Genomic DNA, 14,822 nt, shown 5'->3' with positions numbered 1-14,822 from the left:
CGCGGACATCCTCATGTCCGGCGGCTTTTTTCAGTCCTGCCTCGTTTTCCGTTTTTTCCGTAGATAAAAGAGGAGGGATCCAATAATCAGGAGACCTGCGACAGCGGTAATGATGATGTTCCGAATGTTAGGGACGGCGAGTTCCACCATCATATTCGTTGTACCGGCAGTCTGAATATCCCACTGCAGTTCATTTCCGTCTGTCCGGTCGGCGTTGTGGTCTTTCGGTGCGATCGGAAGGTCGAGTGTGAACGTCAGATCCAGCTGATCCGAAACCATCTGCTGCATCCCGCCCATGATTCCGCTGTTTTCAAGATTTATTTCACCTTCCACCTGATATGTAGTCGTAAACCACCCGGGCTCCTCCGACCATTCTACGGGTAGACCTTCCATCACATCCCCGATTCCAGCGGCTGCCGGTTGTTCCAGCTGATCCGGAACCTGGATTTCCTCGACGTTTTCAAAAGCCTTTCCGGCGGTAAACCCGGTGTAGCCATCTTCTTCGTAAGGTTCCACCTGATAGCCGCGGGATTCGAGGTCCTGTTCCGCTTCATCAATCACACCCTGCATCCGCTCCATGAACAGACCCGCCTCTTCCTCGTTCACACCAATCTGCACCTGTGCCTCACCGCTTTTATCTTTGTTGACGGTCAGCTTCACATCGCCTTGCACACAGCCGCTTATTACAACCAGACTGAACAGAAACAGCACTCCCAGTCTCATTCTCATACTCCTTCTCCCCTTTTCAAAAAACACTCTCGAATATATGCACCGATATCCCTCTGACTTTCCCGTTTTCCATACCGCCCGTGATGTGCCCCACGATCATCCACACGGCTGCCTAGGCCCAGAAACGGCTCGGACGGCTTGAAATCGAGGCCGATGACAGGTACATCAAGGGTGGGGGATGTACCGAAATGAAACCGGGCAGAAGGGAATCCTTCTACGTTCATGGATGAATCGTAGGACACATCATAGACATCTGTAAACCTTCTCCTGTGTTCTCTGCCAAGCAGCAGGATAAGGGAAGGTTGTAAATAATGCAGCGTTTCTTCAAGCATTGCCGTTACTTCAGGAAGACGCAGCAGCTTCTCTTTCTTTTTTATTTTACCCATAAACTGGAGCGTCGGAAAAGGAAAAGCATCGACATGAACAAGAGGGGGCTCGTTTTGATAAAAAGAAGCTCCCATCCCGTTCATAAACCCCTCAAGCTTCGCTCCACCCTTTCTGCCAAACCATCGGGTATACGCCTCTTCCCCCTTAAAATAATCCTCATATTTCCTGATGACGGCTGTCTGCCGGTCATCATCTTCTTGAAAAGATGCGAGTAGATCTGCACTTTCCTTGTCAAATGACTGCGCCGTCGTCTGCCATTCAGCCTGGTCGTTCAAAACATATCGGGACGTCGGGTTTGTCCCAATGGTGACGATCGGATGATCCCGCCTCTCCCCGAGCCATAAGACAGGCACCGACCGGTGGATGAGCTCGTTACGGACATCTGAACGTCCCAGTCTGCTTTGAATATCAACCGCCCTGCTGAGCAGCTGGCGGGCTTCTTTTAAATCATCGGCCATCGATTTCCCTCCTCCCCCTTCCATTCCCCCCGCGACCACTATTTAACAGCGTAGAGCGGGTTTCCTTTGGAGACGATAAAGTCAGGAGGGATCTCATCATGGATGGACAACCATTAACGATTGAACATTTCAACGAACGCTTCCAGCGATGGAGCGGTGCCGATATTGTCATTACGAAACTGGAACTGAACGATAAGGATACAACAGAGATGCATCTGGATTACATCGCTTACGGGACGGATGCTGCACGTCTGGATGAATACCTGCCTATGCATTCCCTGTTTTTATATGGAGATGGCGAAGCGGAAATCGGCCCTCAGCAGATGGAGCCGCTCCCAGCACCCTATTACGAAATTCCTCTGCAGGATACGACGCAGTACCTATACAGTCCGGAGGGCTTTATTGTCACGACGGACCGGGCAACCTATATCATTCAGAAAAAATAACGGCCTCGGCAGCGGGGCCTTTTTACAAAAATAAAAACAGGGAAAATCCCTGCCGTCAAAATTTATATCCGAACACCACAACATCCACGGCATTCAGCCCCGTTCCTCCATCAGCCTCTGTTTTTATCGTCAGTCCCGTCCCAGGTACATTAAAAACCCTTGTAAACTGCTGTCCCGGAATGACCCGGAAAGAATCCAGCAGGAGGAAATTCACACCTTCCACTTTCACAATCAATTTGAACGTGACAGGCCCTTCCGATACCACCCGGTTGCCGCCGGCCACCCGGATGGAGTAGAACGGGCGGACATCAATGCCGCCGGGCAGATCTTTCGTCACATCCACGGTAGCCCCTGATTCAACCGTCTGACCTCCCGGCTCCGTCATGAAAATTAAATTATTCCCGCGTGAAACAGCCTCAGCCACCTCAACCACTCCCCCCCTCCTCTATCCTATGAAACCATGGGGGATTTAGGGAGTAGAAATCACACCTTTTCGTTTTCTTCCGCTCCTGATGCAGACGCTCCTTCCCTTCCCGGACTTTCTGCCTGTTTCCAATGCACCTTGTCAGATTTTCCAGGTTGCGTACGATAGAAATGGTGGACACCCCTGGATCAAACCTCATGACCTCCTCAATTCAATTGTGAAGGAGAATGTACATGGATCTGCTGACCAAAGGTCTCTTTACCTGCGCTTTCCTGCTTTTCTTTTTTCCCATCACCAGCCACGCCGGCTCCATTAAAGATGGAGCCTCCGGGAATCCCGGGGAATGGTACGTGGGAGACACGCCCGCCTCTGTAACAGAAGAGAAACGCCCCATTCTTTTCATTCACGGCCTCAACAGTTCATCAGAGACGTGGTACGAGAGTAATGATATGTATATCACCGCTCTCGATAACGGCTACGAAACAGCCTTTATCGATTTGTACCCAACAAAAGATATGTGGGACAACGGGGAGCTGCTGGCCGGAAAAATCGAAGACATGTATCATCATTTCGGTGAAAAAGTCGTTATCGTCGCTCACAGCAAAGGCGGCATTGATACACAGGCGGCGCTTGTTCATCACAGTGCGTCTCCCTATGTGGATCGTGTCATTACCTTATCCTCCCCGCACCACGGCTCGCAGCTTGCCGATCTCGCTTACAGCAGCTGGGCCGGATGGCTTGCGGGAATCATCGGCAGTAAAAATGAAGCCACCTATTCCCTGCAGACTGGATACATGAGCTATTTCCGCTCCACCACCGACAGCAGACCAGGAATCGATGCCGTCCCGTTTTACACGTTCGGCGGTACGGAATGGGGCAGCTTCGGCAGCTCCCTGTACTGGGGAGGCTTGTACTTAAGCTCTTACGGCAGCAACGATGGGGCGGTCACAGTGAAAAGCTCACGCCTTCCTTACGCCCAGGAATTGAAAGTTGGAAAATGGGATCACACGAGCATTAAAGAAGGCTCCTCCACGTTTCCCCTTTTCCGTCCTTACTTGAATGAGACCGCTCCGCTGGCGGCATTCGGACTCGAAACAGCCGCTGTGTCAGAAGAATCCGAGCCGGCGGCCGGCCAGTACGTCTCAGGCGGCGAATACACAGGACGCACACGGGAGACCGTTATTGTAGAATCCGGAGCAGACGCCGTCACCTTCGACTGGATCAGTTCCAGCCCGGATGTTGACTTGAAGCTTGTCTCCCCTGATAAAAAAACCTACAGCGGCTTTAAAGCCGCGAAGGATGAAACCGAGGTGCTTGAAGGATCCTATCATCACACATTGAGAATCGATGACCCCGCAGCAGGCAGATGGAAACTGGAAGCCCGGAGCCCTGGCGGGGAATCCTATCTGCTCAACACCTCCTTTGACAGTGAGTTGAACGATAAAATCAGCGCCTTCATGAATGTGGACGAGCTGAAAGTGAAAAACAAAGATACCCGCCTGAAATATAAGACAGATATGACCGTCACCCACTATAAAAACGGACGGGAAAAAGAAACAAAACTGAAAGCGAAGAAGCAGTCGGACGGTGTCTACCAGCTTCCGAAGCTCGGAGAAGGTGTGTACAGCCTGACCATCGAAGTACAAGGAACCTACCCAAAAGAAAAGTTCGCCCGGACGATGATTTCCTCGGTCTATATCGACCAGAACGGCAGAGTATACAGCGAGGACTTTTAAAACGGGTGGACAAATAAAAACGGCAGGAGAACATGTGACGTTCTCCTGCCGTTTTATCAGGATTGTTTCTGCAGCGCTTCCTCTAAAGGCTCCTTCAATGCGGGCGCAAGGGTTTTGGAGTAAGCTGTACTCAAGTGGTGCTTGTCGCGGTAGACAATCACATTACCAATGACAGGCTCACACACTTCTTCCCCGCAGAAGTAATCCGACAAATCCACAAATGTGACATTCTCCGGGATCCCATCCGTGTTTTCCCATGGCACGACATCGGATAAAGCTTCATCTCTGGAAACCGAGCAATCCTCGATTGACCCCTTTTCCTCAATGCAGAGCGGCGTATCCTCTTTCATCCGCGGATTATCACGGACAGCCATGATATGGGTCGTCCCTTCAAGTTTCTTCCACTGTTCAAGATAGCCGTCCGGCACCGTCGTTCCACTGTTGACGGTGGATGTTGTAAAGACAAGGTCCGGCGGGTCCTCCTGGAGATCCTGCAGCACTTTTTCATTCCAGTCCATACATGTTTCGTTCAACAATCCGTCAAAATCATCGTTGGAGAACCGGCAGGCATCCTTATTGTAAAGCTCGATTTTCAAATTCAGGTCATCAGACAGTTCACTGAGGGCCGGGAACCAGTGTCCCGAGTGGGATCCGCCGACGAGGGCAACCGTATAGTCGGGATTCTCCGTTTCTCCCATTGAACAAGTTTTCATCCCTTCTTCACTCGTATACATGAAGCATTCTCTGTCCTCATAAAAGGCCGGCAGCTCCTCCTGCACTTCAATAGTCGATGGATAAGGATCCAGTTCTTCCGCATCTACGTTATAGAAGACGGCCTGAGCACCTGGATAGTCCCCCGCCTCATAAGCCTTTCCCTGCATCTGACTCACGTAAAAATTCCATCCGCCATTGACGAGAAGAACAGGGACAATCAAGGCGGTGAGCGCTTTTCCGATTTTCACCTTCGACGTTTTCACGCTCAAGTTACGAACAGGCGCTTCAATGTAGGTTACCGTTACATAAGCAAGCACAAGGGCAGCTGCTATAATGACCGCCCCGGCGAATATCGATGCCTGACCGGTATCAAACCAGGCAAAATAGAAAATCAAAAGCGGCCAGTGCCACAAATAAAACCCGTAGGAAATGCTTCCGAATTTGAGGAAAGGCTTGGAGCCTAACAGACGGTCCACACCGAAGCCACCGCTGTTTTCAGCCGATATAATAACAAAAATCACGCCGGAGGCCGGTAAAAGAGCGACCCACCCGGGAAAAACAGTAGATACCGGAAGCAGAATACCCGTAAGCGAAATAACGGCCAGGCCGGTCCATCCAAGAATCACAGACACATGTCTGTTCAGCTTCACATAAGGCAGCAGCAATGCGACGATGCCTCCGAGACTGAACTCCCACGCACGCGCAAACGTATCAAAGTAGGCCCACGGCTGGTTTACAGCCGTTTTGTAAACAGAGTACGAAATAGATAGCACGAACAATGTGAGCAGCACACCGAGCAGTGTTTTCCGGACCGGCGTTTTCAAAACCTTCCGCGCAAGAAAATACGCGGCCGTGATGACAATCGGCCAGGTTATGTAAAACTGTCCCTGTACAGATAATGCCCAGAAATGCTGAAAAGGGCTTGCCTGGTTGTTCTGAGCCAGGTAATCAACGGAACTGAAGGCCAGCTGCCAGTTCTGGAAATAAAACACCGAAGCGAATCCTTCAGAGATGATCTGCTTCCACTGGGCCTGCGGAAGAATCCAGATGGAGCCGGCAAGGGTGAACAGCACGACGATAAACGCCACCGGGAACAGCCGGCGTCCGAGCCCCAGCAGGTATTCTCCTAAATGGATATTTCCCTGCTTGAGCATTTTGGAAAGCAGGGAGGTCGTTATCAAGTAACCGGAAACGATAAAGAATACATCCACACCGCCGGAAACCGATCCAAGCCATATATGGTACACCGCCACAAGGAAGGCGGCAACCGCACGCACGCCTTCGATTTCCGGACGGAATCTTTTCTCAGGGGTCCTTAAATCATTCACTCATCACCATCTCCATTTCTCTCTTCCTCCTATGTATCCCTTCAGCTTATCGGACCCCACCAGAACTGTGAACCTATCAGGAGAGATTTTTACTGGATTTGCAGAGTTTTTACAAAAGGAATCAGAGGTTAATCGCCTGCTCTATTGGCAGGTTTCATTCAAGGTTCTTTGACATCCACGACAATCCCCCCCGCCAAGAAGGATATAATCGCGGACCGTACGCTTTCGGACCGCTTCCTCAGGGAGCCTTGGGAATCTAATCTTTTCTCACAAGCAGAAGCGGGGCACCTTCCCTGACGGCTCAGTCTTTTCCTACACTCCTCCGGTCTCCCTAATCATCTATAACTCTACCATTTATAAAAATAATTGGAATACTTGTGAGAAAATTTGCCAGCTGATCTTTCACAATTGTACTTTTATAACAAATTCAAAAAACCACCGGCTCTTATGAAGAGCCGGTGGTTCAATCGAAGTTATTTAATTTTTCCCGGATGGCCGTCCTTGATGACTTTGGTTTTGTCATTCTGGATCGCGAGCTTGATGGTCGGCGCCAGTGTACCACCGAAGTGGGACATCTGATACTCCGGAGTCGTTCCTCCAAGATCTGAGATGTTCTTTCCATCAAGATCATGGAAGTTATAGAAGCTGATCACTTTTCCGTTTGGAAGAACCATCCAGGAGTAGGATTGGTACGCGTGTTCTTCCGGATTGGCCAGGACTAACCCACTGTCATTCAGCGGCTCATAGCCGGACGTCAGCTCATCGGATGAAAAGCCGTACAGGCCGTCCGGTGCATCGAGGTCCGGACCAAATTTGTGTTCATGTGTATTCGTGAACAGGTAGTATTGATTACCCTTGGTTACGATATGGGGACGCTCAAGCTCCTGGTTGACGTAATTCGCTTCCAGAATTGGTGGTAGAGCTTCATATTCGGTGTAGGAATCGTTCGTTGCTTCAGCAATTCCGATCGCCCCGTTGAATAATTTTGCAAATCCTTCGTCTGTGAAGCTGAAGTCATCCTGGAAAGAACCGCTTCCGATATAATCGGTATCCAGCGTACGCTCCGCTGGTGTTCCGGCTGAGTTTCCTTCAAACAAGATATAGTCTTTCCCTGTTTTTGGATCTTCAAAGAACCATGGATCACGGAACGTGTAGCCGATGTCACCCTGTTCTGCCTGCTCCTCAGTCTGATAGTGCTCGCCTTCAGGCTCAAGGATGATGGAGTGATCGAAGTTTTCGAAGGAAATGCCTTCAGAAGATGCGTTCACTTCCCCTTTAGCAAGAGCAAGACGCTGTTCATAGGTGACGCCCTCCTCCCCTTTACGACCTGTAGCTGTATAGAACAGGTTCAGTTCACCGTCTTCAATCATCGCAGAGCCTGCCCACTGCCTTGAACCGTAGGCGCCTGTTGGATCAAACGCCTCTCCGCCAAGCTCCCAGCTCTTGCCGTCTTTGGAATAGAAGTAGCGGATCGTCGCTACATCATGTCGTTTACCTGGAAGCAGGTCGGACGGAGCCGTCAGGGAGAAAATCACGTAGTAGCCGTTCACTTTGGCGACCGAGCCGTCTTTGTTACGAAGCGGCCACGTATCCCAAACATGAAGTTCTGGAGCCATTTTTTCAAAATCCGGCTCGATATAAGGGGCGGTTGTATCTTTCGTGCGCTCAATCTGTGAGGCATCTTCAATCGTCCAGTTGGAAGTCTGACTGGTTTCTGCAGAAACAGAACTGCCAAATGCCAACGTGGAAACAAGAGCGGTCGTCACTAAAAAGGAACGTTTCATCCATGTATTTGTTTTCATCGTTCTCCTCCTTATTTATAAACAGGGAGCCGGCAGGTCGTGCCGGCTTTGTTCATCAAAACTTACCCGTGAATTTCACCTTCACCCATCTCACGCTTAATTTCAGAAGTATCACCTTTCAACTTCAGTTTAAGCGTTGGGGCAAAGGATCCACCCTGTTGGAAGTTTCCATTTTCATCATGGTATTCGTTCACAAAGCTGATCACCTGTCCGTGTGGAAGCACAGCCCAGGAGTATGCCTGGAATGGATCTTCAGCCGGGTTGGCTATAACAAGCCCCGTATCGTTCATCGGCTCGTAATCACCGAAAAGGGAGTTGGCGTGGAAGCCGTAAAGACCATCCGGACCTTCAATTCCAGGAGCAAATGTGAACTCATGGGTAATCGTGAACAAGTAATAGTCATCACCCTTCTGGACAACGTGTGGACGTTCCAGCTGCTGGTTCACACCATTCGCTTCAAGAAGAGGCGGCATTAATTCAAATTCTGTCAGATCCTCGTTTTCTGCCTTAGCAATCCCGACATTTCCGTTATAGTCTTCAGCGCCGGCAGGAACGTCTTCGTCTACATCACCAATGTGTTTCTCTTCGAGTGTCTTTTCATCGCCACCGGTATTTCCTTCGAAGATGATGTATTCTTCGCCGGTTTCAGGGTGTTGGAAGAACCAAGGATCACGGAAAGAATAGATAATGCTTCCGGTCTTTTGTTCCTGTGTCTCGTAATACTCGCCATCTGCTTCAGCAAGAATCTGGTGGTCGCCATTGTTTGTTACCTGGAAACCTTCTTTGTTGTCGTAATCCATTTCAAATGTCGTCTTAGCCAGACGCTGTTCGAATGTCGGACCTTCATCCTTACGTCCTGCAGCCGTGTAGAACAAGTGGATCGTGCCGTCTTTCTCCATCATAGCTGATCCGGCCCACTGGCGGTAACCAAGCGCCTTGTCCGTGTCATAAGGGACCGTACCCATTTCCCAATCTTTACCGTTCTTAGAATAGAAGTAGCGGATTTCCGCATGATCGTGGCGGCCGCCCCATGTGTATTCTTTGCTCGCTGTCAGCGCGAACTGTACATAGTACCCGTTGATCTTGGCGAAAGAACCATCACGGTTACGAAGCGGCCATGTGTCCCAGATCCAATAGTCCGGGGCAACATCAGTAAAGGAATCAATGTTTGGGGCTGTGTTTTCGTCTGTTAACGTGAAGTTCTGCGCGTCTTCACGGGACCACACAGGTGTGTCATCTGTGGATGCTGCGTGAGAAGTTGTTGGGAGCTGGGCAAACGTGCCGGTCAGGATAAAAGCAGAAAGCGCCAGTTTAGATAAGATCGAATGATTTCGTTTCATGTTTTCTTTCCCCTCCAGAATTGTTAAGTATATGAAGTGTGCTCCGGAACACGTCTTAACTTTACGTGGTAAAACAGGGGTGGTCAACGCCGGAAATCCTGCCATTCACGCTTATGCCAAAAGTCATGAAAGGGCACCTTTCACAAGGATGACAGCGATTTCCCCACTACTGTGCAAAGGATTGCACAAAATGTAAAATTAGGGGAGAAGAGGGATGTGCGTTGTAATAAACTTCCATTTAAATGATTCTAAAATCCAGTTTCATACGTCCTTTATACCCCTTCTTAATTTTTATGAATTGAATATAAAGAACCAATATTCCAACGAATGTTTGTTCTTTTCCGAGAATGGTAGAATTACGATTAAATCCTTTCATATCAGTGTTTTCAAGCCGTTTATAACCATTACAATGTGAAGCGCTTTATAGGAAATAAGACATAAAAAAAGACAGACGGGTCCCGTCTGTCTTTTGCACATCTATATACCTAGAAAACTTTTGCAAGGTTCCATTTGTGAAGATAGAAGCTTGCAGCTGCTGAACTGCTGAAACGAATGCTCGTGTCCTGAACAGATGGATAGAACCGGGCGGTCATCACGCAGGCACCATCATTAGCGAAAACTTCGATAGAGGACGTATCTACATATATCCTCAGACTATCAAGCTGCGGTACTTCGACCTGGCGCTTTTCGACGGTTCCATCCACATAGCTCTGACGTTCCAGGGTGAGCACCTGTTGATCGCTGGAATATAGAATCCTTGCATCTCCACCGATGGCCACACTCATCCAGCCCTCTGCAACGTCGATATCACTCATCATCAGTTCAACGACCTTCCCATGAACACCGTCCAAGGTACGGCTCTCGTTGTGGAGGCTGACCTGATGTTCAACGGCTTCTCCCTGACGGAGTGCTTCCAATTCCTGAACCGGCTGTTGGTACAGCTGACCGTCCTGCCATGTTAATTCCCGCGGAAGCGTCATGTTGTGCAGCCACTTGTGGGCAATCGTCGGGTGATCCTGCTCATTCTGGTCCGGTACACTCATCCAGCCGAACATCAGCCGGCGGCCGTGCGCATCCAAGGTCGTCTGCGGCGCGTAAAAGTCAAAACCGTGATCAAGCTCTGTAAATGCACCATGCTCGTATATCCCTTCTTCCGGATCGAAGGCCCCTGTCACATAGCCGGCCTGATAAACGTTTTGATAGTTCATGCCGTCCGCTTCCAGTCCCTGTGGAGAGAAGACAAGCACATCCCGTCCATCCAGTTCAAATAAATCCGGGCACTCAAACATATACCCGAACTCCCCGTGAGGTTCCTGACCGGCGCCGGCAAGAATACCGGCATGGGTCCAGTCCATCAGATTGTCTGAGGTGAATAGAGCGACCGCCCCTTTCTCATCTTCCGTCTGAGCGCCGATGACCATAAACCAGCGGCCATCCTGCTTCCATACTTTCGGATCGCGGAAGTGGGCGGTATAGCCGTCAGGCAGATGGGCGACAGGACCTTTTTTATCAAATTGAATGCCGTCTTCGGATACAGCGAGACACTGGTACGATTCCCGGTTTCCATTTTCATCTTTGACGTTTCCTGTGTAAAAGGCATAGAGCTTTCCGTCATGCTCGATGGCACTGCCGGAATAGCAGCCGTTTTTCTCAAACCACTCGGACGGGGTCAGAGCGATCTCTTCATGCGTCCAGTGGACAAGGTCCTCAGACGAATAATGCCCCCACAGTTTAGCACCGTGGTCGGTTTTATACGGCATCCACTGATAGTACAGATGGTACGTGCCCTGGAACTGAATGAAGCCGTTCGGATCGTTCAACAGTCCGACCGGAGGCATGATGTGGTAATGGAGACGATACGGATCACTCTCTACTAGAGACTGATGCTTTTCGATTTCTTCATAAGCGCTCTTTCGCAGTTCTTGATCTTTAGACATCGGTTACTCTCCTGACTGATGAAGGCGTGTTTGAACTTCTTCGATAGTCGGAAGGGCCGTCATCGCTCCCTTTGTCGATGCAGCCAGTGCTCCGGAAACGGATGCAAACTCTGCCATTTTCACAGCTTCCGAAAGCGTCAGCTCCTCCATGTTCCCCTCATAGCGGTTCAGCTGATAAAGCATACCGGAGACAAACGCATCTCCAGCCCCTGTTGTATCGACCGCTTTTACTTTCATAGCCGGAACGTGCTCGACGCCTTCTTTCGTAGAAACATAGCTTCCGTCCCCGCCCATCGTAATGAGAACGAGAGGGATTTCATATTTCTCGAGAGCTTTCAGGCCGGGCGTGATCTCTTTTTCTCCCGTAATGAATGCCAGCTCTTCTTCAGAAAGCTTAAGCATATCCGCTTCCCCGAGCATGGAAATGATCGTTTCGCGGGCCTGTTCTTCAGATGGCCAAAGCATCATGCGCAGGTTGGGGTCATAGGAAATCACCATCCGTTTTTCTTTGGCCAGCTCCACAGCCCGCTTCGTCGTATCTTTTACCGTATCTCCGATCATGGAGATGGAACCGAAGTGAAGCACCTTGTGTGTATCAAAGTCAGCTTCCTGAAGATCGGAGCGCTCTAAAAACTGATCTGCACTGGGATGAATATAAAAATCGAAGCTGCGTTCTCCGTCTTCCGCGTTCGTTACGAACACCACACCTGTACGCACATCACCCGTCAACGGCATGGCGTGGGTCTGCACACCGAAATCTTCGAGGGTGGTCTTCAGGAACCGTCCGAGAACATCATCGCCGACCTTCCCTAAGAACGTGGATGGAACCCCGAGTCTTGCGAGACCGACCGACACGTTGGCCGGAGCACCGCCGGGACTTTTCTGGTAATTCACATTGTTTTTATCCAAGGGAATAAAATCGATTAACGCTTCACCGAGCGAGATGACACCATTTTTCATCACTAATTCCTCCTTTGAACCTTTGTATGAATCATACGAAACAAATCCCTACCAGACAAGCTGGTAAGGACTTGAAAAAAGGGGTTTACTTCGCTTCTTCCTTCCATCCAAGAAGAAGAGTGGCAGTGACCGCACCGCCGACAGCGATCAGACAGCCGATGCCGTAGTTGATCGGGTCCTGCGCAATCGCAAACATCGGTATACCTGTCAGACCGATACCGTTTGCCATCACTTTGGTGAAGACGACGTAAGCTCCGCCGAGCGCACCACCAATGGCTGCACCGATGAACGGGCGGCGGTGCTTCAAGTTCACACCGAAAATCGCCGGCTCTGTAATCCCGAGGAATGCGGAGATGGCAGCAGGAAGAGCGATTTCTTTCGTTTTCTTGTTGCGTGTTTTAAAGAAGACGGCAAGTGTCGCTCCCCCTTGAGCAATGTTGGCCATCGCCCAGATTGGGAGCAGGTAGTTTCCGCCGACGTTATTCAACAGTTCCGCCTCAATGGCGTGGAAGCTGTGGTGCACCCCTGTCAGTACGATCGTAGAGTACAAGCCCCCGAAGATCAGTCCGGCAATCGGACCGGCCGTTTCATAAACGACATCAAGAGCGGTTGTCAATCCATTCCCAAGCGCACGGCCGAGCGGTCCTACAACAAGAAGCGCTACGAAACCGGTGAAAATAACAGTCAGGAACGGGGTAAGCAGAAGATCGACCGCGTTCGGAACGATCTTACGGAAATTCTTTTCAAGCCAGGACATGACGTAAACCGTCAACAGAACAGGGATAACCGTACCCTGATAACCGAGCATTTCAACGCCGAAGCCGAAGAAATCAAGGGTTTCCGGCTGGGCATCAGCAAGCCCCCAAGGGTTTAACAGGGCCGGATGGGTCATAATTCCCCCGATAACCGCACCGAGGTACATGTTTCCTCCGAATTCCCTGGCTGCACTGAAACCGATCAGGATCGGAAGAATGATAAAGGACGCTGAGGAGAACATATCCAGCATGACAAACAATCCACTTGCTGGATCCATCCATTCGTACGTACGCATTAAGCCGAGCAGCCCCATCAGCATACCGGCAGCTACGATCGCCGGGATGATCGGAACGAAGATGTTGGAAAGCGTCCGCGCGAAGCGGGCGAACGGGTTCATTTTACTTTTCGCTGCATCTTTATGGGAAACCGAGGCGTCTTTCTTTTCTTCGTCATCTCCCATGGACGCACCTACAAGCGGGCCGAAATGGGCGAACACTTTGTTGACGGTCCCTGTTCCGAAGATGATTTGATACTGTCCGGAGCTTGAAAACGCTCCTTTGACCCCATCAAGTTCTTCAACGGCAGATTTATCTATTTTGCTCTCATCATCCATTACAAGGCGGAGACGAGTGGCACAGTGAGTGGCGCTGACAATGTTTTCTTTCCCACCAAGCAGAGGGACAAGCTGTTCAGCAACTTCTTTGTGATTCATGAAGATTCCTCCTTTATTTTTCCAATAAAAAAGACCTAAAACGCATAAAGAATGCGGATAGGTATCAAAATGAATACACCTATGCTTCTTTACACATTTTAGGTCTTGCCTGCTTCTGCAGTAACAATCCTGCGTTATTTAACTTTGGATTGATTCCTATTTTATACGATGAAAACGCTGTCGTCAACCATTTTCAATTAAAAACAATCACTTCATTAAACGCTGAATATGGAGGGCGATATAGGCGATTTCAGACTCTGGAAAATCGATATTGTACTCCGCTTTCAAGAAGTCTGCCACTTCTTCAGACGTCCGGAATGCGTCGCTGTATTTCATTTTTATCAATTCGAGCATATCTTCGTCAATCGGTTCGAACTGACTGCCTTCCTCCACACGGCTCAGTGCAAAGCGCAGATGGGTGACCAGGCGCTGATAATTGATACTTGTCTCTTCAATCGTAATCCCTGCAGTCTCTTCCACTTTCTCAACAATATCCCTGAGGACCGTCGCTGTCTGAAGCGATTCCCCCATCGACGGAGATCCCATTTTCGCAGTATGGATATGCAGCGCGATATGCGCGACTTCATCAGGTGGAATATCAACACCCATCACTTTCCTGATTTCTTTTTTTGCCCACATCCCCGCCTCAAATTCCTTCTTATAGAGAAACTTGATTTCGTGTGTAAGCTTATTGTGAATCGGAAACCCCTGCTCCAGACGTTCAAGTGCAAACGAAAGGTGATCGGTGAGTGCAATATGAATGTGGTCATTCAAAGGCGCTTCCAAATGGCCTTCTGCATAGCTGATGATCCGTTCAGCGAGATCTATGTGAGCTTCAGGGAGAGTCGAAAGCAGCTGCTGGAACTTCTCTGATGACTGATCCCGAAGCAGGAAGATCTTTTCGATTTTATTTTTCGGGACGATATCATTGCGCCTCTTTTGAAAGGCAAGCCCCTTCCCCATCACAATCTTTTCCTGTCCTCCGTCGTACACCACAACAGCGTTGTTGTTCAAAATTTTAAAAATGCGCATAAAGCCCCTCCGGTCCATAATATCTCCTACCAGTTTACCACGAATGTATCTCCTTATGACA

Annotated in this window: 12 protein-coding genes; 2 read left to right on the top strand and 10 right to left on the bottom strand. The window is 49.7% G+C overall.

Translation table 11 applies throughout. From position 1 onward, the window contains the following. Positions 1–30: 30 nt before the first annotated feature. Positions 31–729 (bottom strand): LPXTG cell wall anchor domain-containing protein, encoded by a 699-nt coding sequence (locus tag ACXADP_RS02280; RefSeq protein WP_474970019.1) that lies wholly within the window; start codon positions 727–729, stop codon positions 31–33. After that, positions 726–1,574: a hypothetical protein gene (locus ACXADP_RS02275; protein WP_474970721.1), complete on the bottom strand. Its 849-nt coding sequence runs from the start codon at positions 1,572–1,574 to the stop codon at positions 726–728. Before ACXADP_RS02275 ends, ACXADP_RS02280 begins: the two co-directional genes overlap by 4 nt. Before the next feature lie 98 nt (positions 1,575–1,672). Between ACXADP_RS02275 and ymzB the strand changes: the two genes are divergently transcribed. Further along, positions 1,673–2,020, top strand: a complete 348-nt coding sequence (ymzB, locus tag ACXADP_RS02270; protein ID WP_474970720.1) for a protein YmzB — start codon at positions 1,673–1,675, stop codon at positions 2,018–2,020. A gap of 55 nt (positions 2,021–2,075) precedes the next feature. On the opposite strand, the gene ACXADP_RS02265 is transcribed toward ymzB, so the two are convergent. Further along, complete coding sequence (locus ACXADP_RS02265) at positions 2,076–2,453, bottom strand: hypothetical protein (protein WP_474970022.1); 378 nt, start codon at positions 2,451–2,453, stop codon at positions 2,076–2,078. A 224-nt stretch (positions 2,454–2,677) separates the two neighbouring features. On the opposite strand from ACXADP_RS02265, the gene ACXADP_RS02260 reads away from it, so the two are divergent. Next, entirely contained in the window at positions 2,678–4,180 is a 1,503-nt protein-coding gene (locus ACXADP_RS02260; RefSeq protein WP_474970719.1) for an esterase/lipase family protein, read from the top strand. Positions 4,181–4,236: 56 nt separating this feature from the next. On the opposite strand, the gene ACXADP_RS02255 is transcribed toward ACXADP_RS02260, so the two are convergent. From ACXADP_RS02255 to ACXADP_RS02225, 7 genes are all read right to left on the bottom strand, one after another. After that, positions 4,237–6,222 carry an acyltransferase family protein gene (locus tag ACXADP_RS02255; protein ID WP_474970024.1) on the bottom strand — a complete coding sequence of 662 codons (1,986 nt, stop codon included), beginning with the start codon at positions 6,220–6,222 and terminating at the stop codon, positions 4,237–4,239. Positions 6,223–6,695: 473 nt separating this feature from the next. After that, positions 6,696–8,024: a glycoside hydrolase family 68 protein gene (locus tag ACXADP_RS02250; RefSeq protein ID WP_474970025.1), complete on the bottom strand. Its 1,329-nt coding sequence runs from the start codon at positions 8,022–8,024 to the stop codon at positions 6,696–6,698. Positions 8,025–8,086: 62 nt separating this feature from the next. Next, positions 8,087–9,364 (bottom strand): glycoside hydrolase family 68 protein, encoded by a 1,278-nt coding sequence (locus ACXADP_RS02245; protein ID WP_474970026.1) that lies wholly within the window; start codon positions 9,362–9,364, stop codon positions 8,087–8,089. A 485-nt stretch (positions 9,365–9,849) separates the two neighbouring features. Beyond that, positions 9,850–11,301, bottom strand: coding sequence for a glycoside hydrolase family 32 protein (locus ACXADP_RS02240; protein WP_474970718.1), 1,452 nt, complete (start codon positions 11,299–11,301; stop codon positions 9,850–9,852). A gap of 3 nt (positions 11,302–11,304) precedes the next feature. Next, complete coding sequence (locus tag ACXADP_RS02235) at positions 11,305–12,261, bottom strand: aminoimidazole riboside kinase (protein WP_474970717.1); 957 nt, start codon at positions 12,259–12,261, stop codon at positions 11,305–11,307. An 85-nt stretch (positions 12,262–12,346) separates the two neighbouring features. Next, on the bottom strand, positions 12,347–13,729 hold the full coding sequence (locus ACXADP_RS02230) for a sucrose-specific PTS transporter subunit IIBC (protein WP_474970716.1): 1,383 nt from the start codon (positions 13,727–13,729) through the stop codon (positions 12,347–12,349). 207 nt (positions 13,730–13,936) lie between these two features. After that, positions 13,937–14,761 (bottom strand): PRD domain-containing protein, encoded by an 825-nt coding sequence (locus ACXADP_RS02225; protein ID WP_474970715.1) that lies wholly within the window; start codon positions 14,759–14,761, stop codon positions 13,937–13,939. Between the last annotated feature and the right edge of the window lie 61 nt (positions 14,762–14,822).

The sequence above is a fragment of the Halobacillus sp. AWH4_228 genome, assembly GCF_056158365.1.
This window is presented reverse-complemented; position numbering and strand designations above follow the sequence as displayed.